The 20979-nt window shown below is 68.7% G+C and carries 20 protein-coding genes and 1 riboswitch; of the genes, 9 read left to right on the top strand and 11 right to left on the bottom strand.

Annotation, left to right across the window (positions count from 1 at the left end; translation table 11 throughout):
* Positions 1-9: 9 nt before the first annotated feature.
* Complete coding sequence (locus tag K3U96_RS04305; RefSeq protein ID WP_230982361.1) at positions 10-261, top strand: MoaD/ThiS family protein; 252 nt, start codon at positions 10-12, stop codon at positions 259-261.
* Between the two features lie 248 nt (positions 262-509).
* Positions 510-693: riboswitch (cyclic di-AMP (ydaO/yuaA leader) on the top strand.
* A gap of 9 nt (positions 694-702) precedes the next feature.
* Entirely contained in the window at positions 703-2097 is a 1395-nt protein-coding gene (locus K3U96_RS04300) for a transglycosylase family protein (protein ID WP_220692176.1), read from the top strand.
* A gap of 14 nt (positions 2098-2111) precedes the next feature.
* Here K3U96_RS04300 and K3U96_RS04295 read toward each other — a convergent pair whose 3' ends face one another.
* Genes K3U96_RS04295 through K3U96_RS04280 form a run of 4 tightly spaced genes read right to left on the bottom strand, consistent with a single transcriptional unit; the run spans position 2112 to position 3716 of the window.
* Entirely contained in the window at positions 2112-2537 is a 426-nt protein-coding gene (locus K3U96_RS04295) for a molybdenum cofactor biosynthesis protein MoaE (RefSeq protein ID WP_069408081.1), read from the bottom strand.
* The gene (locus tag K3U96_RS04290; protein ID WP_069408082.1) at positions 2534-3010 is read right to left on the bottom strand and encodes a MogA/MoaB family molybdenum cofactor biosynthesis protein; all 477 of its coding nucleotides are present in this window, start codon (positions 3008-3010) and stop codon (positions 2534-2536) included. Before K3U96_RS04290 ends, K3U96_RS04295 begins: the two co-directional genes overlap by 4 nt.
* Positions 3007-3513, bottom strand: coding sequence for a cyclic pyranopterin monophosphate synthase MoaC (gene moaC, locus K3U96_RS04285; protein WP_268928467.1), 507 nt, complete (start codon positions 3511-3513; stop codon positions 3007-3009). The genes K3U96_RS04290 and moaC overlap by 4 nt, the downstream gene beginning before the upstream one ends.
* 2 nt (positions 3514-3515) lie before the next feature.
* Positions 3516-3716: a hypothetical protein gene (locus K3U96_RS04280; RefSeq protein ID WP_084223834.1), complete on the bottom strand. Its 201-nt coding sequence runs from the start codon at positions 3714-3716 to the stop codon at positions 3516-3518.
* Positions 3717-3775: 59 nt separating this feature from the next.
* On the opposite strand from K3U96_RS04280, the gene K3U96_RS04275 reads away from it, so the two are divergent.
* Positions 3776-6025 (top strand): helicase-associated domain-containing protein, encoded by a 2250-nt coding sequence (locus K3U96_RS04275; RefSeq protein ID WP_220692175.1) that lies wholly within the window; start codon positions 3776-3778, stop codon positions 6023-6025.
* 98 nt (positions 6026-6123) lie between these two features.
* The gene (locus tag K3U96_RS04270) at positions 6124-7773 is read left to right on the top strand and encodes a DNA repair helicase XPB (protein WP_220692174.1); all 1650 of its coding nucleotides are present in this window, start codon (positions 6124-6126) and stop codon (positions 7771-7773) included.
* 10 nt (positions 7774-7783) lie between these two features.
* On the opposite strand, the gene K3U96_RS04265 is transcribed toward K3U96_RS04270, so the two are convergent.
* Positions 7784-8128, bottom strand: coding sequence for a cupin domain-containing protein (locus tag K3U96_RS04265; protein WP_069404280.1), 345 nt, complete (start codon positions 8126-8128; stop codon positions 7784-7786).
* A gap of 112 nt (positions 8129-8240) precedes the next feature.
* On the opposite strand from K3U96_RS04265, the gene K3U96_RS04260 reads away from it, so the two are divergent.
* Entirely contained in the window at positions 8241-9263 is a 1023-nt protein-coding gene (locus K3U96_RS04260; RefSeq protein WP_220692173.1) for a nitronate monooxygenase, read from the top strand.
* On the opposite strand, the gene K3U96_RS04255 is transcribed toward K3U96_RS04260, so the two are convergent.
* Entirely contained in the window at positions 9260-10252 is a 993-nt protein-coding gene (locus K3U96_RS04255; protein ID WP_220692172.1) for an LLM class F420-dependent oxidoreductase, read from the bottom strand. The two genes, K3U96_RS04260 and K3U96_RS04255, sit on opposite strands and share 4 nt — an antisense overlap.
* A gap of 11 nt (positions 10253-10263) precedes the next feature.
* Positions 10264-11676, bottom strand: a complete 1413-nt coding sequence (locus tag K3U96_RS04250; RefSeq protein WP_220692171.1) for an amidase — start codon at positions 11674-11676, stop codon at positions 10264-10266.
* A gap of 386 nt (positions 11677-12062) precedes the next feature.
* Here K3U96_RS04250 and K3U96_RS04240 point away from each other — a divergent pair, with 386 nt between their 5' ends.
* On the top strand, positions 12063-12488 hold the full coding sequence (locus K3U96_RS04240) for a pyridoxamine 5'-phosphate oxidase family protein (RefSeq protein WP_069404283.1): 426 nt from the start codon (positions 12063-12065) through the stop codon (positions 12486-12488).
* Between the two features lie 24 nt (positions 12489-12512).
* Positions 12513-12953, top strand: a complete 441-nt coding sequence (locus K3U96_RS04235) for a TIGR03618 family F420-dependent PPOX class oxidoreductase (protein ID WP_069404284.1) — start codon at positions 12513-12515, stop codon at positions 12951-12953.
* 95 nt (positions 12954-13048) lie between these two features.
* Here K3U96_RS04235 and K3U96_RS04230 read toward each other — a convergent pair whose 3' ends face one another.
* Together K3U96_RS04230 and K3U96_RS04225 are read right to left on the bottom strand one after the other, a co-directional pair.
* Positions 13049-15196, bottom strand: coding sequence for a 3-hydroxyacyl-CoA dehydrogenase NAD-binding domain-containing protein (locus K3U96_RS04230; protein ID WP_220692170.1), 2148 nt, complete (start codon positions 15194-15196; stop codon positions 13049-13051).
* A 9-nt stretch (positions 15197-15205) separates the two neighbouring features.
* Positions 15206-16417, bottom strand: coding sequence for an acetyl-CoA C-acetyltransferase (locus K3U96_RS04225; RefSeq protein ID WP_220692169.1), 1212 nt, complete (start codon positions 16415-16417; stop codon positions 15206-15208).
* Positions 16418-16667: 250 nt separating this feature from the next.
* Here K3U96_RS04225 and K3U96_RS04220 point away from each other — a divergent pair, with 250 nt between their 5' ends.
* Together K3U96_RS04220 and K3U96_RS04215 are read left to right on the top strand one after the other, a co-directional pair.
* On the top strand, positions 16668-18149 hold the full coding sequence (locus K3U96_RS04220; RefSeq protein ID WP_220692168.1) for an FGGY-family carbohydrate kinase: 1482 nt from the start codon (positions 16668-16670) through the stop codon (positions 18147-18149).
* 19 nt (positions 18150-18168) lie between these two features.
* On the top strand, positions 18169-19341 hold the full coding sequence (locus tag K3U96_RS04215) for a pyridoxal phosphate-dependent aminotransferase (protein ID WP_220692167.1): 1173 nt from the start codon (positions 18169-18171) through the stop codon (positions 19339-19341).
* A gap of 32 nt (positions 19342-19373) precedes the next feature.
* Here the strand turns inward: K3U96_RS04215 and K3U96_RS04210 are convergent, their stop codons facing one another.
* Complete coding sequence (locus K3U96_RS04210; protein ID WP_069404289.1) at positions 19374-19844, bottom strand: SRPBCC family protein; 471 nt, start codon at positions 19842-19844, stop codon at positions 19374-19376.
* A gap of 58 nt (positions 19845-19902) precedes the next feature.
* The gene (locus K3U96_RS04205; RefSeq protein ID WP_220692166.1) at positions 19903-20979 is read right to left on the bottom strand and encodes a CaiB/BaiF CoA transferase family protein; all 1077 of its coding nucleotides are present in this window, start codon (positions 20977-20979) and stop codon (positions 19903-19905) included.

Raw genomic sequence — 20979 nt, 5'->3', positions numbered from 1 at the left:
TCGGCCACGATGGTGCAGGTGACCGTCCGCTATTTCGCCGCCGCGCGGGCCGCGGCGGGTCACGATGTGGAGACGATTCGGATCGAACCGGGCACGACCGTCGCCGAATTGGTCGATCGGCTCGGCGCGCGGAATGCGGATTTGGCGAAAGTGCTGATGCGCTGCACTTTTCTCTGCGACGAAGTCGCCGTGCGGAACACGTCGATGGTGCTGCGTGACGCGCAGACCGTCGATGTTCTTCCCCCATTCGCCGGCGGCTAGCGGTGATTTACATCACATAACGAAATGGTCACAGGCTGGCTACGACCGGATGTACCGCCATACAGTCCTGCGAAAACGCGTTACTTTGCTGGGCCTTTAGAGCCCTTTTAGAGTTTGCCACCTCAGGAAACGCCGTCTCGGGCAAAAGATGACGCGCCCGCGGAGAGCCGTTACGGTTCAGCCCAAGCCGTCGACCTCTAATCGAATGGCCCGCCGTGCCCGGTCGCGCCGAGCTCCATCCGCTGGTGCACGACACAACGACGAACAACTTGGATGGAGGCGGGGGACCCAACCGGTCCGCCGAAAAGCTAACGGACCTGGAGCCTTCGGGCTCCTTGGGGTGAAGCCGTCGTCGTCACCGACGATGCCGGCCGGGCGACCTCTCCAGCCCGAACCCGACAGCTGACCTCGCGGGCGCCGAAGAGAGGACCTAGCGCACGCATGAGTGGACGACACCGCAAGCCCACTACATCGGCCGTACACGTCGCTAAAGTCGCCTTCACCGGCGCAGTCATCGGCGGCGGAAGCCTTGCTCTTGCCGGGCACGCAAACGCAGCCACCGACCAGGAATGGGATCAGGTCGCCCGGTGTGAGTCCGGCGGCAACTGGGCCATCAACACCGGCAACGGCTATCACGGCGGGCTGCAGTTCTCGCCGGGCACCTGGTCGGGCCACGGCGGCAAGGAGTTCGCACCCACGGCGTACCTGGCCACCAAGGAAGAGCAGATCGCGGTCGCCGAGCGCGTGCTCGCCACCCAGGGCAAGGGCGCCTGGCCGTCGTGCGGTGGCCCGCTTTCCGGCCACACGCCGCGCAACGTCGTCAACGAACCTCAGCCGCTGGACGCCCCGGCTCTCAACGGCGTGCTGCCGCCTCCGCCGCCGATCGATCCGTTCGCGCCGCCGCCACCGCCGGCGCCGCTGGCCGCACCCCTGCCCGAAGCCCCACCGCCACCGCCACCGCCACCGCCTCCGGCGCCTCCCGCGTCGGCCCCGGTCGACATGCTGGCCGCACCCCTGCCGGAGGCACCGCCGCCACCCCCGCCGGTCGACCCCTTCGCCCCGCCGCCACCACCGGCGCCCGCACCGGTCGACGCGCTGGCCGCACCCCTGCCCGAAGCCCCACCGCCACCCCCGCCGGTCGACCCCTTCGCCCCGCCGCCACCACCGGCGCCCGCACCCGTCGACGCGCTGGCCGCACCCCTGCCCGAAGCCCCACCGCCACCCCCGCCGGTCGACCCCTTCGCCCCGCCGCCACCACCGGCGCCCGCACCCGTCGACGCGCTGGCCGCACCCCTGCCCGAAGCTCCGCCGATCGAGGACACCCTCACCCAGACCATCGGCGACTGGGATGTCCTCGACGACGGCCTGGTGCCCAGCGCGCAACCGCAGCTGTGGTCGTTGCATGCCGGCGCGCCGCAGACCCCGGCATCGCTGGACCCCGCTCAGCCTCCGGCTCCCCCAGCGGCGCCCGCGCCGGCTCCCGCCGATCCGATGGCCGCGCTGGACACCGTGGACGTCCCTGCCCCGGCGGTCAACGCCGCCAACCAGGTAGTCAGCGAGGGTGTGCCGCATCTGGCCAGCCCGCAGAACCTGCCTCCCGGCACGACGACCGACCGGTCCCAGATCCCGACGCAGAGCCCGAACGTGGGCTACCTCAAGGAGATCTGGCACGCGATCCAGACCCAGGAGATCACCGGATCGGATGCGCTGCTGGCGCTGACCCAGCGTCCGCTGACGACTCCGGACACCCCGGGTGGTCCGGCCCCGGCGCTGCCGGTCGTCCCGGCCGCGCCGACCGCGCCGGTCGCTCCGGCTCCCCCGCTGCCGCCGGCCTGACCGGACAGCAGGCCCTAGGCCGAGCCGACCCACTCCTCGGAGCCGTCGGCGAAGAACTGGTGCTTCCACACCGGCAGCCGCTCCTTGACCAGGTCGACGAGCCGCGCGCACGTCTCGAACGCGGCCGCTCGGTGATCGGCGGCCACAGCGGCGACCAGCGCCGCGTCGCCGATCTGTAGCGGACCGACCCGATGGCTGACCGCGATCGCCCGCACGCCGTGACAGTCGGCGGCGATCTCGGCGGCCACCTCGGCCAGGGTCTGCTGCGCGGCGGGATGCGCGGAGTACTCCAGCCGCGTCACCGTGCGTCCGCCGTCGTGGTCGCGCACCACACCGGCGAACGCGACGACCGCGCCGGCCGCCTCGTGAGCCACCAGCGCCTCGTGCTCAGCCAGCTCGATGGGGTGTTCGGTCACCTCGGCACGCAGCACGTCGGTCATCTCGGGTGGTCTCCGCCCGCCAGTTGATCCAGGGCGTGCTCGAGGACGTCATCGAGAACTCCCAGGCCGTCCTTCACCCCGCCGGGTGAGCCCGGCAGGTTGATGATCAAGGTGCGGCCCCGTACGCCGCACACCCCCCGCGACAGGATCGACGTGGGCACCTTCGGAAGTCCCGAGCGCCGGATCGCGTCGGCCAGCCCCGGGATCTGGTAGTCGACGATGTCGGCGGTGACGTCCGCGGTGCGGTCGGTGGGCGAGACACCGGTGCCGCCAGAGGTGATCACCACGTCGACGGTCGCGTCGACCGCGCTTCGCAGCGCCGCGGTGACTTCGGGTCCGTCGGCGACGACGACAGGGGCCGGGGTGGCGATGTGGCGGTCGTTGAGCCAGTCGACGACGATCGGTCCGCAGCGGTCCTCGTACACGCCGGCCGCCGCCCGTGTCGACGCGATGACGACCCGCCCGGTTCTCACCTGGTCCACGTCCCGGTCTTGCCACCCTCTTTGCGCAGCACCCGAACATTGTCGATGCGCGCGGCGGGGTCGACGGCCTTGATCATGTCGTAGAGCGTCAGCGCGGCCAGGCTGACGGCGGTCAACGCCTCCATTTCGACGCCGGTGCGGTCGGTGCTGCGCACGGTCGCGGTGATGGCCACCTCAGCGTCGCCGATCTCGAAATCCACGTCGACGCCGGTGAGGGCCAGTTGGTGGCAGAGCGGGATGAGGTCACTGGTGCGTTTGGCTGCCAGGATGCCCGCGATGCGGGCGGTGGCCAGCGCGTCGCCCTTGGGCAGCCCGCCCGATGCGATCAGCGCGATGACGTCGGCCCTGGTGCTGACGGTGCCCGCAGCGACCGCGGTGCGCAAAGTGGCATGTTTGGCGGTCACATCGACCATGTGCGCCGCACCCGTTTCATCGACGTGGGAGAGGCGACCCCCGGCCGAGCCGGGCGGTTGACCCTCAGCGCCGTTGGACACCGTTATCTGTTGACGACGGTGACCGGATGCAGATAGGGAAGTTCGTCGGACGGCAGCGGGAACTCGAGGTCCCCGAAGGGCGACAGCGCGCCGGTGCGGTCGGTCGCGAGCTCGCTCACCGCATGGTCGTCCTCACCGTCGATCGCCGGCCAGCCTGGGTCGACGTACTGCTTCTTCTGCCGCTTGTTGTCTGCCACGCCCACATTGTGGCAAATGCGGTGGCCAGTGGCGACACCGGCGTGCTGGCATACGCTGGTCGACGATGTCCGAGAACCCACCAGTCGTCCCGCTGGGCGCCTGGTTGGCCGATCTGCCTGACGAGCGGCTCATCCGGCTGCTGGAGCTGCGACCCGACCTCACGCAACCGCCGCCGGGCACGATCGCCGCCTTGGCCGCCCGTGCGCAGGCACGACAGTCGGTCAAGGCCGCCACCGATGACCTCGACTACCTGCAATTGGCGGTGCTCGACGGCCTGCTGGTGCTGCATGCGGACACCACCGCCGTCCCGCTGACCAAGCTGCTGGAGTTGTTGGGTGACCGGGCCGACCAGGACACCGTCGGCGCGGCCGTCGACCATCTGCGTGAGCGCGCGCTGGTGTGGGGCGACACGGCGGTGCGAGTGGTCGCCGAGGCGGCCGCCGGGCTGCCCTGGTTCCCCGGGCAGGCCACCGTCGAAAACGCCGATCCCGCCGATCTCGCCGACCGACTGGCCGTCTTGGACGAGGCCCAGGACGAGCTGCTGCGCAAGCTGCTGGAAGGTTCGCCCGTCGGCCGCACCCGCGACGCCGCGCCGGGCACCCCGTCGGACCGCCCGGTGCAGCGGCTGCTGGCGGCCGGGCTGCTGCGCCAGTTGGACTCCGAGACGGTGATCCTGCCGCGGCTGGTCGGCCAGGTGCTGCGCGGTGAGCTTCCCGGACCGGTCACGCTGACCCCGCCTGACCCGGTGGTCTCCACCACCTCCGCCGCCGACGTCGACGCGGTCGCGGCCGGAGCGGTGATCGATCTGCTGCGTGAAGTCGAGGTGTTGCTCGACACGCTCAGCGCTGCCCCGGTTCCCGAACTGCGCAGCGGCGGCCTCGGCGTACGCGACCTCAAGCGGCTGGCGAAGAACACCGGGATCGAGGACCGCAGGCTCGGCCTGATCCTCGAACTGTCGGTTGCGGCCGGGCTGATCGCGGCGGGCATCCCCGAATCGGAGCCGCCAGGCGATGCCGGCGCGTACTGGACCCCCACCGTGCCCTCCGACCGGTTCGTCGAATCATCGACGGCCGACAAATGGCACCTGCTGGCGACGACGTGGCTGGAGCTGCCGGGCAGGCCCGGGCTCATCGGCGCCCGCGGCCCGGACGGCAAACCCTATGCGGCGCTGTCTGATTCGCTCTTTTCGACCGCTGCGCCGCTGGATCGGCAACTGCTGCTCGCGGTGTTGGCGGACCTACCGCCCGGTGCGGGCGTCGACGCGAAAGAGGCGTCGCAGGCGATGATCTGGCGCAGACCCCGCTGGGCGGTGCGGCTGCAGCCGGGACCGGTGGGTGATCTGCTGGCCGAGGCGCACGCGCTGGGCGTGATGGGCCGCGGCGCGATCACCACCCCGGTGCGGGCGCTGCTGTCGGGTGACTCCCCCGACGGCGTCGTCAAGGCGATGGACAAAGTGCTGCCGAAGCCGATCGACCATTTCCTGCTCCAGGCCGACCTCACGGTCGTCGTGCCCGGCCCGCTGGAACGCGGTCTGGCAGAACAGTTGGCGGCGGTGGCCAATGTCGAGTCCGCGGGTGCGGCGATGGTGTACCGCATCAGCGAAGCGTCGATCCGGCGTGCGCTGGACACCGGTTGCACCGCAGGCGAACTGCACTCGCTGTTCGGCCGACACTCCAAAACCCCGGTGCCCCAGGGGCTGACCTATCTGATCGACGATGTCGCCCGTCGGCACGGGCAGCTGCGGGTCGGCATGGCCGCCTCGTTCGTGCGGTGTGAGGACGCCGCGCTGCTGGCGCAGGCCGTCGCGGCCCCGGCGACCGACCGCGTGGAGTTGCGGTTGCTCGCGCCGACGGTCGCGGTGTCGCAGGCACCGATCGCCGAGGTGCTCGCCGCGCTGCGGGCCGCCGGCTTCGCACCGGCCGCCGAGGACTCCACCGGGGCCATCGTCGACATTCGCGCCAGGGGTGCGCGGGTACCGGCGCCGACCGGCCGGCGCCGCTCGTATCGTCCGCCGACACCCACCACCCAGACGCTCGGCGCGATCGTCGCCGTGCTGCGCAAGGTCGCCGCCACCCCCACCGGCAACATGCGGTTGGACCCCGCCGTGGCGATCTCCCAGCTGCAAGAGGCCGCGTATCACCAGACGTCGGTGGTGATCGGCTACGTCGACCCCGCAGGCGTGGCCACCCAGCGGGTGGTGGCGCCGGTCAACATCCGCGGCGGGCAGCTGACCGCCTACGACCCGGCCTCCGGCCGGATGCGTGAGTTCGCCATCCACCGCGTCACCTCGGTGGTCTCCGCCGACCCCCAGTAGCCGCGAGTGCCCGCAAAATGCGCAGCATTTGCGGCGTGTCGAGGTGCAGGCGCGGTCGGTCGCCGGGTGGGGTCTGTGGAACCTGGATAATGGACAAAATGACCGATGGCCCCTTGATCGTGCAGTCCGACAAAACCGTGCTGCTCGAAGTCGACCACGCCCAGGCAGGCGAGGCGCGCGCAGCCATCGCGCCGTTCGCCGAGCTCGAACGCGCGCCCGAACACATCCACACCTACCGCATCACGCCGCTTGCGCTGTGGAATGCGCGTGCGGCAGGCCACGACGCCGAGCAGGTGGTCGACGCGCTGGTGAGCTTCTCGCGTTACGCGGTGCCGCAGCCGCTGCTCGTCGACATCGTCGACACCATGGCCCGCTACGGGCGCCTGCAGCTGGTCAAACATCCGGCCCACGGGCTGACGCTGGTCAGCCTGGACCGCGCGGTGCTCGAGGAGGTGCTGCGCAACAAGAAGATCGCACCGATGCTCGGCGCGCGTATCGACGACGACACCGTCATCGTGCACAACAGCGAACGGGGCCGCGTCAAGCAGATGCTGCTCAAAATCGGCTGGCCGGCCGAGGATCTGGCCGGCTACGTCGACGGCGAGAAGCACCCGATCAGCCTGGCCCAGGACGGTTGGCACCTGCGCGACTACCAGGAAATGGCCACCGAGTCGTTCTGGGCGGGCGGCTCAGGTGTCGTGGTGTTGCCGTGCGGGGCGGGTAAGACGCTCGTCGGCGCGGCCGCGATGGCCAAGGCCTCGGCCACCACCTTGATCCTGGTCACCAACACAGTCGCGGGTCGGCAGTGGAAACGCGAGCTGATCAACCGGACGTCGCTCACCGAGAACGAGATCGGCGAGTACTCCGGGGAGCGCAAGGAGATCCGGCCCGTCACCATCGCGACCTATCAGGTGATCACCCGCCGCACCAAGGGCGAGTACCGCCACCTGGAGTTGTTCGACAGCCGCGACTGGGGGCTGATCATCTACGACGAGGTGCACCTGCTGCCCGCGCCGGTGTTCCGGATGACCGCTGACCTGCAGTCCCGACGCCGGCTGGGCCTGACCGCGACGCTGATCCGCGAGGACGGCCGGGAGGGCGACGTGTTCAGCCTGATCGGGCCCAAGCGCTACGACGCTCCGTGGAAGGACATCGAGGCCCAGGGCTGGATCGCCCCCGCCGAGTGCGTCGAGGTTCGCGTGACGATGACCGACAACGAGCGCATGCTCTACGCGGTCGCCGAACCCGACGAGCGCTACAAGCTGTGCTCGACGGTGCACACCAAGATCGCGGTGGTGAAGTCGATTCTGGACAAGCATCAGGGCGAACAGACGCTGGTGATCGGCGCCTACCTGGACCAGCTCGAAGAGCTCGGCGCGGAGTTGAATGCCCCGATCATCCAGGGCTCGACCAAAACCGCGGAACGCGAAACGCTGTTCGACGCGTTTCGCCGCGGTGAAATCTCCACCCTGGTGGTCTCGAAGGTGGCCAACTTCTCAATCGACCTACCCGAAGCCAGTGTGGCGGTTCAGGTTTCAGGAACGTTCGGTTCCCGTCAAGAGGAGGCTCAGCGGCTGGGCCGGCTGTTGCGCCCCAAGGCTGACGGCGGCGGCGCCATCTTCTACTCGGTGGTGTCGCGCGACAGCCTGGACGCCGAGTACGCCGCGCACCGTCAGCGTTTCCTCGCCGAACAGGGCTACGGATACGTGATCAAAGACGCCGACGACCTACTGGGCCCGGCCATTTGACGCCACCGGATCAGGTGTGTCGCCCGACGTCCTTGGCGACGGTCAGCAGCACCGCGGAGTCCTCGAGGGCTTCCAGCGCGTGGCGGCTGCGCGGAATGACGATCTGGTCACCCGTCGACCCCTCCCAGCCGTTGTCCGCATCGGTCACCCGCACGCGGCCATGCAACACATACAGCGTGGCTTCGCCGGGGCTCTCGTGCTCGTCGAGGCTGACTCCCGCCGTCAGCGCGATCAACGTTTGACGCAGCGAGTGCTCGTGTCCGCCATAGACGGTGTGCGCAGCGCGCCCGCTCTTGGCAGCGCGGGCTTTTTCAAGCTGCTCGCGAGCGAGGGCGACGAGTGACATCTTCTCCATGCCCTGATCCTGCCACCTCGCATCCACGCAGCGCTGCCGGGTCGCCGGCCACCGTCGTGAACGCCTGCGCCAGTGCCGACACTCGGTGCAGACTCGATCCGGAAGGGACGCTATGACATCACCACTGACAAGCCTGGGCCTGACCATCCCCGTCATCGCGGCGCCGATGTCGGGCGGACCGACCACCACCGCCATGGTCGTCGCCGCCGCCCACGCGGGCGGGCTCGGGTTCGTGGCGGCCGGATACAAGACACCACAGGCGGTCGCCGCCGAAATATCGGCGGTGCGCGCCGCCGGGGTGCCGTTCGGCGTCAACCTCTTTGCCCCCAACCCGGTTCCGGTGACCGCCGACGCCTACGCACGCTACGCAGATGCGCTGGCGCCCGAGGCGGACCGGTTCGGAATCACCCTGCCTCGCGAGCCGATCGAGAACGACGACCAGTTCGGCGCCAAAATCGATCTTCTGCTCGCCGAACCCGTCCCGGTCGCCAGCTTCACCTTCGGAATTCCGGACACCGCCGTGATACGCGATCTGCGGCGCACAGGCACCGTCGTCGTGCAGACGGTCACCTCGACGGCAGAGGCCGAAGAAGCCGCGGCGGCCGGCGTCGATATGCTCGCCGTCCAATCACACGTTGCCGGAGGGCATTCCGCGACGCTGCACCCGCAGCGGGCACCCGAAACGCTCGACCTCGGCCAGTTGGTGCGCGCGGTGATCGACACGACGGAGCTTCCGGTGATCGCGGCGGGCGGGTTGTCGACGGCCGCGGACGTCGCCGGTGTCGTTCGGGCCGGCGCGGCGGCGGCGATGGTGGGCACCGTCCTGTTGCTCGCCGACGAAAGCGGCGCGTCGGCAACCCATCAGCGCGCGCTCACCGATCCGGCCCGCACCGAAACGGTCGTCACGCGCGCATTCACCGGCCGGCCCGCCCGCGGTCTGCGCAACACGTTCATCGACACGTACGAAACCCGGGCCCCACTGGGCTATCCGGCGGTCCACCACCTCACCAGCCCACTGAGAAAGGCCGCGGCCGCAGCCGATGAGCCCGAGCGACTCCACCTGTGGGCAGGTACCGGCTACCGCGATGCGCGACGGGCGCCGACCGTGCAGATCCTCACCGCGCTGGCCGGTTAGCCGTTCAGCGCCGGGATGACCTCACGTTCGAACAGCTCGATACCGGTGCGGTCGTAGGCGGCCTCGGGGAAGTACAGGATCGCGTACTCGCAGCCGAGCTCGCGCATGCGCTTGAGCTTCTCGACGACCTGTCCGGTTGTGCCGCTGGCGGCTTCGGGTGAGGTGACCGAGCCCAACATGGCATCCACGGCCGCCGCGTCAGCCTTGGTCACCTGCCTGTCTCGGAGCCGCTCCAACCGAGACTCGACGTCGGCTTGTGACTCCCCGATCACCGCGTTGAAGTTGGCCGACCGCACGATCGCGTCGTAGTCGGTACCCACCGCCCGACAGTGCTCGGCCAGCACTTCGGATTTGTGCGCGAACCCCTCGGGTTCGGAGGTGAAGTTCGTGTACTGCGCATACTGCGCGGCGATGCGCAGCGTCACCTTCTCGCCGCCGCCGGCGATCCACAGCGGAATCCCACTCTCCTGCAACGGCTTTGGTGCCACGATCGCACCGTCGACCTGGTAATGCTTACCGTGGAAGGTGACCTGCCCGTCGCGCCAGGCATCGCGCATGATCTGCACGCCCTCATCGAGGCGGCCGAGCCGTACACCTGCGGAAGGAAAGCCGTATCCGTAGGCGCGCCATTCGTGTTCGTACCATCCGCCGCCGATACCCATCTGCACGCGGCCACCGGAGATGATGTCGGTGGTGGCGGCGATCTTGGCCAGGTAGACCGGGTTGCGGTAGCTCATCGCCGTGCACATCTGACCGAGCTTGATGCGTGACGTCGCTGCGGCGTACGCCGCCATCAGCGTCCACGCCTCGTGAGTGGCTTCGGCAGTGGGGACCGGAACGGTGTGGAAGTGGTCGTAGACCCACAGCGAGTCCCACGCGCTGTCATCGGCGTATGCGGCGAGGTCACGCATCACCGGCCAGTGCTCTTCGGTGGGGATATCCACCAGATCCAGTCGCCAGCCCTGCGGGATGAACAGTCCGAAGCGCATGGCATCCGACTCTATGCGACCGACCCCACCGTCGGCGGGGAACGCCACCCTCCGAAAAGCTCCTCCAGATGGGCCGCCACCGCAAGCGCTGTCGCGTCCTGCCACGGCCGGGCGACGATCTGCACACCGATCGGCAGACCCGCGTTCGAGGTGCCGCAGCGAACGACGGCCGCCGGCCAGCCGGTCAGGTTGTGGACCATCAGGTGGGAGAAGTCGTAGACCTCGACCAGGCCGTGATGGTGCGGCTTGGCCGCGGTCGGCATGGCGGGCCCGACGATGACGTCGTAGTCGGCCATGAACGTGAGCATCTCGATGCGGTACGCGTCGATGTCCGTCAACCGCCGCCTCGCCTCTGACAACGAGAAGTCGACACCGCGGGCCTGTTCGAGGAACTCGGCGAGTTCTTCGGACGGATCGGTCGCGCCGATCGCCGCCAGGTCGGCTTCGAAGCCCAGCCCGCGGTCACCGCCGAGGAAGACCGACTCCCACAGCAACGTCATCGTGCGCGCGAGGCAGCCGGGGGCGTCGTGTTCGACGGTGCGCGCGACGTCAGACAGCGCACGGGCCGCGTCGGTGACCACCGCGGCGACATCGGCGTCGGGTGGCGAGATGCCGTCGTCGAGGTAGGTGGCGATCCGCAGGTCCGCCAGGTCGACGTCGTCGGGGTCCCCGAGCGGGGCGGGCACAGCGTAGGGGTCGCGCAGGTCGGGACCGGTCATGATGGACAACCCGAGATACAGGTCGCGCACCGACCGTGCGAGCGGGCCGTAGCAGTTGAACTGGCCGAAGATGCCCGGCGCGTCGCCGAAGACGCTGCCGGTCCTGGGGATTCGCCCGTGTGTGGGTTTCAGGCCGGCGAGCCCGGTGTTGTGGCACGGCTGGCGGATGCTGCCGCCGCCGTCGGATCCCACGCTCAGCGCGGCACCCCCGGCGGCGACCAGCGCGGCCGACCCACCGCTGCTGCCGCCGGGCGTCCTGGCCAGGTCATACGGGTTGTTGGTGCGGCCGTAGAGGTTGTTGTTCGATTCACCGCCTCGGCCCATCTCGGGAACGTTGGTGAGCCCGAGCACGATCGCGCCCTCGTCGCGCAGCCTCGCCACCGCCGTCGCGTCCTGGTCGGCTCGCGCGCGCAGCGCCGGGCTGCCGCCGGAGCACTCGAGCCCGGCCACCAACATGACGTCCTTGACGACCACCGGCAGTCCATGTGCCCGGCCGAGCGGCGCGCCGCGCGCGGCCCGGTCATCGGCGTCGGCCGCGGCCGCCAGGCAATCCTGCGGGTCTGTCGCCTGCACCAGCGCGTTGAGCGCGGGGTTGACCGCGTCGATGCGGGCCAGGTGGGCCTCGACGACGTCGCGGCACGCGATGGTGCCCTCTGACATCAGACGCACCAGTTGATGGGCCGGTAATTGGCACAGGTCCGTCATGCTGGGCTCGTCTCGACATTCAACGGATACGTCGGTGGCAGTTTCCATCACGGCCACCGCGGTTGACGCCTGATCGCCACACTGCTGGTATATGGTGTGGGTCACATGAAGCCATTCGTGTGAACTTTGTCACAGAGGAGCGCGGTCGTGGGCAGAGAGTTCGAGACGCATCCAGTACGTGCAGGTGGGGCCGTCGGCGTCCGTTGGTTTTATGTTCTTCTTCTTGTCGTGATCGCCATTGCGGCCGTCGCGGGCATCGTGAGCACCGCGGCGATGGGGCAGACCCAGGTCGCGATCATCATCGGGCTCGTCACCGTGGCGTTCTTCTCCCGGGTGGCCGCCTGACGCTCCGCGTCCTTGCCGGGACCCGCGGCTAGCCTGGCCTAATGGCCCTTTCCAAGGACGAACGCGAGCAGTTTCTGGCAGAACCGCACATCGCGGCGTTGTCGGTGAGCGCGGGCGACAAGCGCGGTCCGCTGACCGTGCCGATCTGGTATCAGTACCGCCCCGGAGGTGAGCCGTGGGTGCTCACCGGCGCCGGCTCACGCAAACATCGCCTCATCGAGACGCAGGGTGAGTTCACGCTGATGGCCCAGCGCCTCGAGCCCACGGTGCGCTATGTCGCGGTCGACGGCCCGGTCAGCCGCATCGAGCCGGGCACCGACGACCAACTGGTCGAGATGACCAAACGCTATCTGCCGCCCGAGCAGGTCGACGCGTACCTCGCGGTCGCTCGCCGCGAACACGGCGAGGCCGTGGCGATCTTCCTCAAACCCCAACACTGGCTGTCGGCCGATCTGGGCTCATTGTGACGGCGGTGCCAGGAAGGATCAGTTGTGACCGACATGTCCGCGTTCGCGGAGTTGCTCTCGCGTGATCACGGGTTGTGCGTACTGAACACCCTGCGCCGTGACGGCAGCGTGCAGTCCTCGGTGGTCAACGCCGGCGTCATGGCGCACCCGCGGACCAGCGATCGGGTCGTCGCGCTCGTTGCGATCGGCGGCTCGCTGAAACTGCGGCATCTGCGCGCCGATCCGCGGGCCACCGTCGTCGCCCGCGCCGGCTGGGAGTGGGCCACGGTGGAAGGCACGGCCGAGATCATCGGGCCCGACGACGGCAGCGTCGGCCCCGAAGAACTCCGACTGTTGTTGCGCGCGGTGTTCGAGGCCGCCGGAGGAACCCACGACGACTGGGACACCTATGACCGGGTGATGCGCGACGAACGGCGCGCCGCGGTGCTGATCACGCCCACCCGCGTGTACTCGAATCCTCGCTGATCCCGCGACCGCGCTGCCCGGCAGCCACGAAGTGCCCCAAACCCTCCGGATTTGGGGCACTTACGTGTCCACTCGCGCTTACCGGGCGCGACAGGTCATGACCCCAGCGAGGCGGGCGGCAGGAACCGGTCGCCGTAGCGGGCGGCCAGTTCCTTGGCGCGTGCCACGAACGCGGCCTTGCCGACGCCCAGCGGGCCTTGGTAGCCGACGATGAACTGTGCGCTGCCGCCGGTCCACGGCGGGAAGCCGATCCCCATGATGGACCCGATGTTCGCGTCGGCCGTCGACGTGAGCACACCCTCGTCGAGACACTTCTGGGTCTCCAGCGCCTCGGCGAACAGCATGCGGTCGATCATGTCCTGCAACGGAATATCGGCGCTGCCGGACTTGAACGTCTCGCGCAGCCTCGGCCACAGACCGCTGCGCTTGCCGTCGACGTACTCGTAGAAGCCGGCACCCTTGAGCCGCGACGGACGGCCGATCTCGATCATCTTGTTCACGACGGCTTCGGCCGGGTGGGCCTCGTAGGTGCCGCCTGCGGCCTCGGTGCCCTTGCGGGTCTCGGTCGCGATCTTCTGCATCAGCTCGAGGTTGAGCTCATCGGAGAGCTGCAGCGGCGGGGCCGGGTAGCCCGCCTGCGAGCCGGCAGCCTCGATGCTGGCCGGCTCCACACCCTCGCCGAGCATGGCCAGCGCCTCGTTGACGAACGTGCCGATGACGCGGCTGGTGAAGAAGCCGCGGCTGTCGTTGACGACGATCGGTGTCTTGCCGATGGCCAACGTGTAGTCGAACACGCGGGCCAGCGCTTCGTCAGATGTTTTCTCGCCCTTGATGATTTCCACCAGCGGCATCTTGTCCACCGGTGAGAAGAAGTGGATGCCGATGAAGTCCTCCTGGCGCTTGACCCCGGTGGCCAGACCGGTGATCGGCAGCGTGGAGGTGTTCGAGCCGAGCAGCGCGTTGGGCTCGACGACGTCCTCGATCTCCTGGAACACCTTGTGCTTGAGGTCCTGGTTCTCGAAGACGGCCTCGATGACGAAGTCGACGCCCTTCAGGTCGGCGGCGTCACCGGTCGGGGTGATCCGGTCCAGCAGCGCCTTACTCTTCTCTTCGGTGGTGCGGCCCCGCTCGAGCGCCTTGGCCTCCAGCTTCTCGCTGTAGCCCTTGCCCTTCTGCGCGGCCTCCTGGGACACGTCCTTGAGCACGACGTCGAAGCCGGCCTTGGCGGACACGTAGGCGATGCCCGCGCCCATCATGCCGGCGCCGAGCACCCCTATCTTGGTCGGCAGCTTCTTGTCGATGCCGTCGGGACGCGACCCACCGCCGTTGATGGTCTGCAGGTCGAAGAAGAACGCCTGGATCATGTTCTTGGCGACCTGCCCGGTCACTAGCGAGGTGAAGTAGCGGCTCTCGATGCGCGATGCGGTGTCGAAGTCGACCTGCGCGCCCTCGACGGCCGCGTTGAGGATCGCCCGCGGGGCGGGCATCGGCGCACCCTTGAGCTGCTTTTTCAGCAACGCCGGGAACGACGGCAGGATGCCGGCCAGCCCGGGGCTGCTCGGCGTGCCGCCGGGCATCTTGTAGCCCTTGGCGTCCCACGGCTGGGTGTGACTGTCCGGGTTGGCTCTTATCCAGGCCTTCGCCGCCGGGACCAAATCGTCGACGCTGTCCACCAATTCGTCGACCAGGCCGGTTTCCTTGGCCTTGGCGGGCTTGAACCGGGTGCCTTGGCTCAGCACCTCCATGAACGCCTTCTGGATGCCGAACATCCGCACGGTGCGGGCGACGCCGCCACCGCCGGGCAGCAGGCCCAGGGTCACCTCGGGCAGCCCGATGACGGAGCCCTTCACATCGGCCGCGATGCGGTGGTGACATGCCAGCGCGATCTCCAGGCCGCCGCCGAGCGCGGCGCCGTTGATGGCTGCGACGACGGGCTTGCCCAGCGTCTCCAGCTTCCGCAGGTCGGCCTTGATGAACTCGACCTCTTCGAACGCGTCGGCGGCGTTGTCGGGGCCGACGTTCATCATGCCCTTGAGGTCACCGCCTGCGAAGAAGGTCTTCTTCGCGCTGGTGATGACAACGCCGGTGATCGAATCCTTCTCTGCCACAAGGCGTTCTACGGCCTTGTGCATGGACTCCTTGTAATGCTCGTTCATCACGTTGGCCGAACCCGTCGGATCGTCCAACGTCAGGGTGACGATGCCGTCGTCGTCCTTGTCCCACTGAATCGTGTTCTCTGCCATGTGTCTTCCTTAAACTCGCTCGATGATGGTGGCCACGCCCATGCCGCCGCCCACGCACAGCGTGATCAGCGCGCGACGCGCACCGCGGCGCTCGAGCTCGTCGACCATGGTTCCGGTGATCATGGCGCCGGTGGCGCCCAGCGGGTGGCCCATCGCGATGGCGCCACCGTTGACGTTGAGCTTCTCGTCGGGGATGCCCAGGTCCTTCTGGAACTTGAGCACCACCGACGCGAACGCCTCGTTCAGCTCGAACAGGTCGATGTCATCGACGGTCAGCCCGGCGCGGTCGAGGACCTTCTGGGTCGCCGGGGTCGGCCCGGTCAGCATGATCACCGGATCGGCACCGCTGGTCGCGGTGGCCACGATGCGGGCGCGCGGGGTGAGGCCCTGCGACTGGCCGGCCTTTTCGCTGCCGATGAGCACCAGAGCGGCGCCGTCGACGATGCCCGAGCTGTTACCGCCGGTGTGCACATGGTTGATCTTCTCGACGAAGTGGTACTTCTGCAGCGCCACATCGTCGAAGCCGCCCATCGCGCCGATGCCGTCGAACGCGGTCTTGAGCTTGCCGAGCCCTTCCAGGGTGGTGTCGGGGCGCATGTGCTCGTCGTGGTCGAGGATGACCAGACCGTTCTGGTCGCGGACCGGCACCACCGACTTGGCGAAGTAGCCGCCCGACCACGCCGCGGCGGCCTTCTCCTGGCTGCGCAGCGCGAACCGGTCGACGTCCTCGCGGGAGAAGCCCTCGATGGTGGCGATCAGGTCGGCGCCGATGCCCTGCGGCACGAATCCGACGGTGTAGTTGGTCTCCGGGTCGATGGCCCAGGCGCCGCCGTCGGAGCCCATCGGCACGCGGCTCATCGACTCCACACCCCCGGCGAGCACCAGGTCGTCCCAGCCCGAGCGCACCTTCTGGGCAGCCATGTTGACCGCTTCCAGGCCCGAGGCGCAGAACCGGTTGAGCTGCACGCCGCCGGTGGTCTCCGGCATGCCGGCGGCCAGCACCGCGGTGCGGGCGATGTCGGCGCCCTGGTCGCCCACCGGTGAGACGACACCGAGGATGACGTCGCTGATCAGCGTTTCGTCGAGGTCGGGATGGCGCCGCCGCAACTCGTCGATCAGGCCGGTGACCAGGTTGATCGGCTTGACCTCGTTGAGCGCGCCGTTCTTGTTCTTCCCGCGTGGGGTGCGGATGGCCTCATAGATGAAGGCGTCTTCAGACATGAAGATATTTCCTGTTCAGGTTGGCGGACGGAATGCCTGTCCAATGGACGGTAGCCCTGTATCCGCAGCCTAACAGTTTCGGCCAACCTGTTGGTTGGGCAGCCTGTGCGCCCAACGGACGCCCGCGGTGCGCCCAAAGGGACAAACGGGTGGAAAAGTGCGAGTAGCTCCCGCCATGACGTCGATCTCGGCCCGTTCCCCGTGAACGAACCGGCCGTCCGGCGAGGGCACCGGCGGCTACCGTGACCGGGTGGACGTCCTCCTCGGCATCGACATCGGGACCGGAAGCACCAAAGGCGTCCTCACCGACACCGGCGGCACCGTGCTGGCCGTCGAGACGCTGTCGCACACGATGGATTTGCCGCGACCAGGGTGGGCGGAGTTCGACGCGGAAGCGGTGTGGTGGCGCGAAGTCTGCGCGATCAGCCGCGCGCTCATCGATCGCCTGCCCGAGCGCGGTTCGCTGGCCGGAGTGTGCGTCAGCGGGCTCGGGCCCTGCCTCGTGCTGTGCGACGAGGACCTGCGGCCACTGCGGCCGGCGATCCTCTACGGCATCGACACCAGGGCGGTCGCCGAGATCGACTCCCTGACCGCAGAATTCGGCGAACAGGACATTCTGGAACGCGGCGGCAGCCTGCTGAGCAGCCAAGCCGTCGGCCCGAAACTGGAGTGGATCCGCAACCATGAACCCGAAGTGTTCGCCGACGCGAGAATGTGGTTCAGTTCGAACTCCTACATCGTCGCCAAGCTCACCGGTGAATACGTCATCGACCACCACACCGCCAGTCAATGTGATCCGCTGTATGCGACCCCGGCGTTCGAGTGGAATCTCGCATGGGCCGAACGGATCTGCGCACACCTTCGGCTGCCCCGGCTCGCCTGGCCGGCCGAGGTGGTCGGCGGTGTCACCGGCGCGGCGGCCGCGATGTCGGGGATCCCCGCCGGAACCCCCGTCGTGGCGGGGACCGTCGACGCCTATGCCGAGGCGTTCTCCGTCGGCGTCCGCAGGCCCGGCGACCTGATGCTGATGTACGGCTCGACGATGTTCATGGTGCAGATCGTCGCGGACTACCACTGCGACCGAACGCTGTGGACGACCGCCGCAGTGGAACCCGGCAGCTACGCGCTGGCCGCGGGCACCGCCACCGCAGGCAGCCTGATCACCTGGTTGCAGTCGATGACCGGTAACGCGTCGTACGAGGAACTGAGCGCAGAAGCCTTGGCGGTGCCGCCCGGCAGCGAGGGTCTGCTCATGCTCCCGTACTTCAGCGGCGAACGGACCCCGATCTTCGACCCGAACGCCCGCGGCGTGCTGGCCGGGCTGACGCTGCGGCACGGACGCGGCCACCTGCTGCGAGCCGCCTACGAGGGCATCGCCTTCGGCGTACGCGACGTGCTCACGCGCTTCGACGACGCCGCGCCGGGTGCCCGTCTCGTCGCTGTCGGCGGCGGGCTGGACAGCCCGGTCTGGCCGCAGGCGGTCAGCGACATCACCGGTCGCACGCAGTTGAGGCCCGCACAGACGATCGGCGCCGGCTTCGGCGATGCACTCCTGGCGGCGATCGGCGTCGGACTCGTGCCACCGGAAACCGATTGGACCCGCATCGCCGGCCGCGTCGAGCCTGACCCGAAGTACGCTGCGCGGTACGCGGATATGCACCGAACCTGGGCCGAGCTGTACCTGGCCACCAAGCCGCAAGTGCACCGGCTGTCGGCGATGGATCCGCAGTGACCGCATACCCTCGACGGCTATGACGGTTCGCCGGCTGCAGCCCTATGCGGTGACGATCTTCGCCGAAATGTCGGCGCTGGCCGCCCGCATCGGCGCCGTCAACCTCGGACAGGGCTTTCCCGACGAGGACGGCCCGCCCGCGATGCTGAAGATCGCCGCGAACGCGATCGCCGACGGCGTCAACCAGTACCCGCCAGGGCTTGGCATTCCGGCCCTGCGTGAGGCGATCGCCGCGCAACGCCGGCGGCACTTCGGCACCGAATACGATCCCGATACCGAGGTGCTCGTGACGGTCGGCGCCACGGAGGCGATCGCCGCCGCGGTCCTCGGTCTGGTCGAACCCGGCAGCGAAGTGCTGCTGATCGAGCCGTTCTACGACTCCTACTCCCCCGTCATCGCGATGGCCGGCTGTCAGCGGCGCGCAGTGCCGCTGGTGCAGGACGGCCTGGGGTTCCGCATCGACGTCGAGGGCCTGCGTCGTGCCATCACCCCGAAAACCAAGGCGCTGATCGTCAATTCGCCGCACAACCCGACGGGCATGGTCGCCGGCGACGACGAACTGCGGGCGCTGGCCCAGCTCGCCGTCGACGCGGACCTGCTGGTGATCACCGACGAGGTGTACGAGCATCTGGTTTTCGACGGTCACCGCCATCTTCCGCTGGCCAACTATCCGGGCATGGCGCAGCGCACGGTGACGATCTCCAGCGCGGCCAAGATGTTCAACGTCACCGGCTGGAAGATCGGTTGGGCTTGCGGCCCGGCCGATCTCATCGCCGGCTTGCGCGCGGCCAAACAGTACCTGTCCTATGTCGGCGGGGCGCCGTTTCAGCCCGCGGTGGCACACGCGCTCAACGCCGAAGAGGCCTGGGTCGCCACGCTGCGGGAATCCTTGCAGGGCAAGCGAAACCGGTTGGGCGCCGCGTTGACAGATCTGGGGTTCGTGGTGCACGACAGCTTCGGCACCTACTTTTTGTGCGCCGATCCGCGCCCGCTCGGCTATGACGACAGCAGCGAGTTCTGCGCCCAGCTGCCGCATAGGGCCGGCGTCGCCGCCATCCCGATGTCGGCGTTCTGCGACCCCGGCGCCGAGCATGCCGGTGCGTGGAACCACCTGGTGCGCTTCGCGTTCTGCAAACGTGACGACACGCTCGATGAAGCGATCCGGCGGCTGCAAGTGCTGCGCCAGCAATAGCCCGCGGTGCCGAGATCGATGTTAGGCGCGATCTACTCGCACGATTGCGTCGAAATGTCCCTTTGGGCGCTTTGGGCGTTGACCCGCTGGCGCAGGTTTTCGGTGGCGACGTCGAGCACCATCTTCTTCGCCCGCCGCAGGAGGAACTCGGGAACCGGCGCGGCCAGGTCGATGACGATGTCAAAGCGCACCCGCGTGCGGTCCTCCCCGACCGGGGTCAGGTTGTACTCCCCGTGCTGACCGCGTTGCTGCATGGTGGCCTTGGCGTCCCAGACCACCCAGTCATCACCCCAGTGGTACTCGAGCAGTTCTTTGTCGGTGATCCCCATGATCTTGAAGGTCGCCTTGACGTGGTGCGGACGCCCGTCGGGATGCCGGTCGAGGACCTCTGCGCGCTTGTGCACCGACGACCACGACGGCACCGCCTCGATGTCGGCCAGGGCGTCGAGGATCGCGTCTTTGGGCGCTTCAAAGACCACTTCTCGCGATGCGCGGACCGCCATGGAGCAGATCGTAGCTAACCCGTCGCGCTTGTGTCGCGGGTTTGACAGCTAATTGACGCTACCAACCGATCTCATCGATCGGCGTGGTCGCCTGCGGCGGCGCACCGATCGCAGGGGCCGGGGTGCGCGAGAACCGCGGTGCGGGCGCTGCCTGGTCGACGCCGTTGGCAGCCACCATCGTTGACCGGGCGCGCAGATGTTCGTTCTGCGCGGCTTCGGTCCAGGTGAGCACCGGCGTGACGCAGGCGTCGGTGCCGGCGAAGATTTGGGCCCACTCGGCACGGGTTTTGCTCGCAAAGCGTTCGGCGAACAGGTTGTGCATTTTGGGAAACGCCGTGGCGTCCAGCTGGTTGGGCACCTCCTCGGCCGTCAGGCCCAGACCGTCGAGCAGTTGCGCGAAGAACTGCGGCTCGATCGCACCGACCGCCATGTACTTACCGTCGGCGGTCTCATAGGTGCGGTAGAACGGTGCCCCGCCGTCGAGCAGAAACGACTCGCGTTCGTCGCGCAGCGCGCCGGTGGATTTCATCGTCCACGCGATCTGCGCGAGGATCGCAACGCCGTCGACCATGGCGGCGTCGATCACCTGCCCCACGCCGGAGCGTTCCCGTTCATACAACGCGGACACGATGCCGAGCAGCACGAACATCGATCCGCCACCGAAGTCGGCGACCAGGTTGAGCGGCGCGACGGGCGGCCGGTCCCGAAACCCGATGGCCGACAACGCCCCGGTCTGCGACAGGTAGTTGATGTCGTGCCCGGCGGTGTGGGCCAGCGGTCCGTGCTGGCCCCACCCGGTGATGCGGGCGAAGATCAGCCGCGGGTTGACGGCTGCGCACTCGTCGGGCCCGATGCCGAGCCGCTCGCAGGTGCCCGGCCGAAACGCGTCGATCAGCACGTCGGCCTTGGCGGCGAGGCTCAGCAACGCCCCCGGGTCCTGCTTCACATCCAGGTCGACGACGCGCTTGCCCCGGTGCAGCAGGTCGACGTTCTCCGCAGGCATCTGCAGCCCGCCGGGTCGACGCACCCGCACCACGTCGGCCCCCAGATCCGCCAGCACCATCCCCGCGTGCGGACCGGGGCCGATTCCGGCGAGCTCGATGACCTTCACCCCGGCCAGGGGTCCGCTGTTCAC

The sequence above is a fragment of the Mycolicibacterium holsaticum DSM 44478 = JCM 12374 genome, from assembly GCF_019645835.1.
GTDB lineage: Bacteria > Actinomycetota > Actinomycetes > Mycobacteriales > Mycobacteriaceae > Mycobacterium > Mycobacterium holsaticum.
This window is presented reverse-complemented; position numbering and strand designations above follow the sequence as displayed.

What these genes read in the sequence shown, in the direction of transcription:
- K3U96_RS04305 (WP_230982361.1), top strand. Translation starts at nt 10, where the DNA reads ATGGTGCAGGTGACCGTCCGCTATTTCGCCGCCGCGCGGGCCGCGGCG.
- K3U96_RS04300 (WP_220692176.1), top strand. Translation starts at nt 703, where the DNA reads ATGAGTGGACGACACCGCAAGCCCACTACATCGGCCGTACACGTCGCT.
- K3U96_RS04295 (WP_069408081.1), bottom strand. Translation starts at nt 2,537, where the DNA reads ATGACCGACGTGCTGCGTGCCGAGGTGACCGAACACCCCATCGAGCTG.
- K3U96_RS04275 (WP_220692175.1), top strand. Translation starts at nt 3,776, where the DNA reads ATGTCCGAGAACCCACCAGTCGTCCCGCTGGGCGCCTGGTTGGCCGAT.
- K3U96_RS04270 (WP_220692174.1), top strand. Translation starts at nt 6,124, where the DNA reads ATGACCGATGGCCCCTTGATCGTGCAGTCCGACAAAACCGTGCTGCTC.
- K3U96_RS04265 (WP_069404280.1), bottom strand. Translation starts at nt 8,128, where the DNA reads ATGGAGAAGATGTCACTCGTCGCCCTCGCTCGCGAGCAGCTTGAAAAA.
- K3U96_RS04260 (WP_220692173.1), top strand. Translation starts at nt 8,241, where the DNA reads ATGACATCACCACTGACAAGCCTGGGCCTGACCATCCCCGTCATCGCG.
- K3U96_RS04255 (WP_220692172.1), bottom strand. Translation starts at nt 10,252, where the DNA reads ATGCGCTTCGGACTGTTCATCCCGCAGGGCTGGCGACTGGATCTGGTG.
- K3U96_RS04250 (WP_220692171.1), bottom strand. Translation starts at nt 11,676, where the DNA reads ATGACGGACCTGTGCCAATTACCGGCCCATCAACTGGTGCGTCTGATG.
- K3U96_RS04240 (WP_069404283.1), top strand. Translation starts at nt 12,063, where the DNA reads ATGGCCCTTTCCAAGGACGAACGCGAGCAGTTTCTGGCAGAACCGCAC.
- K3U96_RS04230 (WP_220692170.1), bottom strand. Translation starts at nt 15,196, where the DNA reads ATGGCAGAGAACACGATTCAGTGGGACAAGGACGACGACGGCATCGTC.
- K3U96_RS04225 (WP_220692169.1), bottom strand. Translation starts at nt 16,417, where the DNA reads ATGTCTGAAGACGCCTTCATCTATGAGGCCATCCGCACCCCACGCGGG.
- K3U96_RS04215 (WP_220692167.1), top strand. Translation starts at nt 18,169, where the DNA reads ATGACGGTTCGCCGGCTGCAGCCCTATGCGGTGACGATCTTCGCCGAA.
- K3U96_RS04210 (WP_069404289.1), bottom strand. Translation starts at nt 19,844, where the DNA reads ATGGCGGTCCGCGCATCGCGAGAAGTGGTCTTTGAAGCGCCCAAAGAC.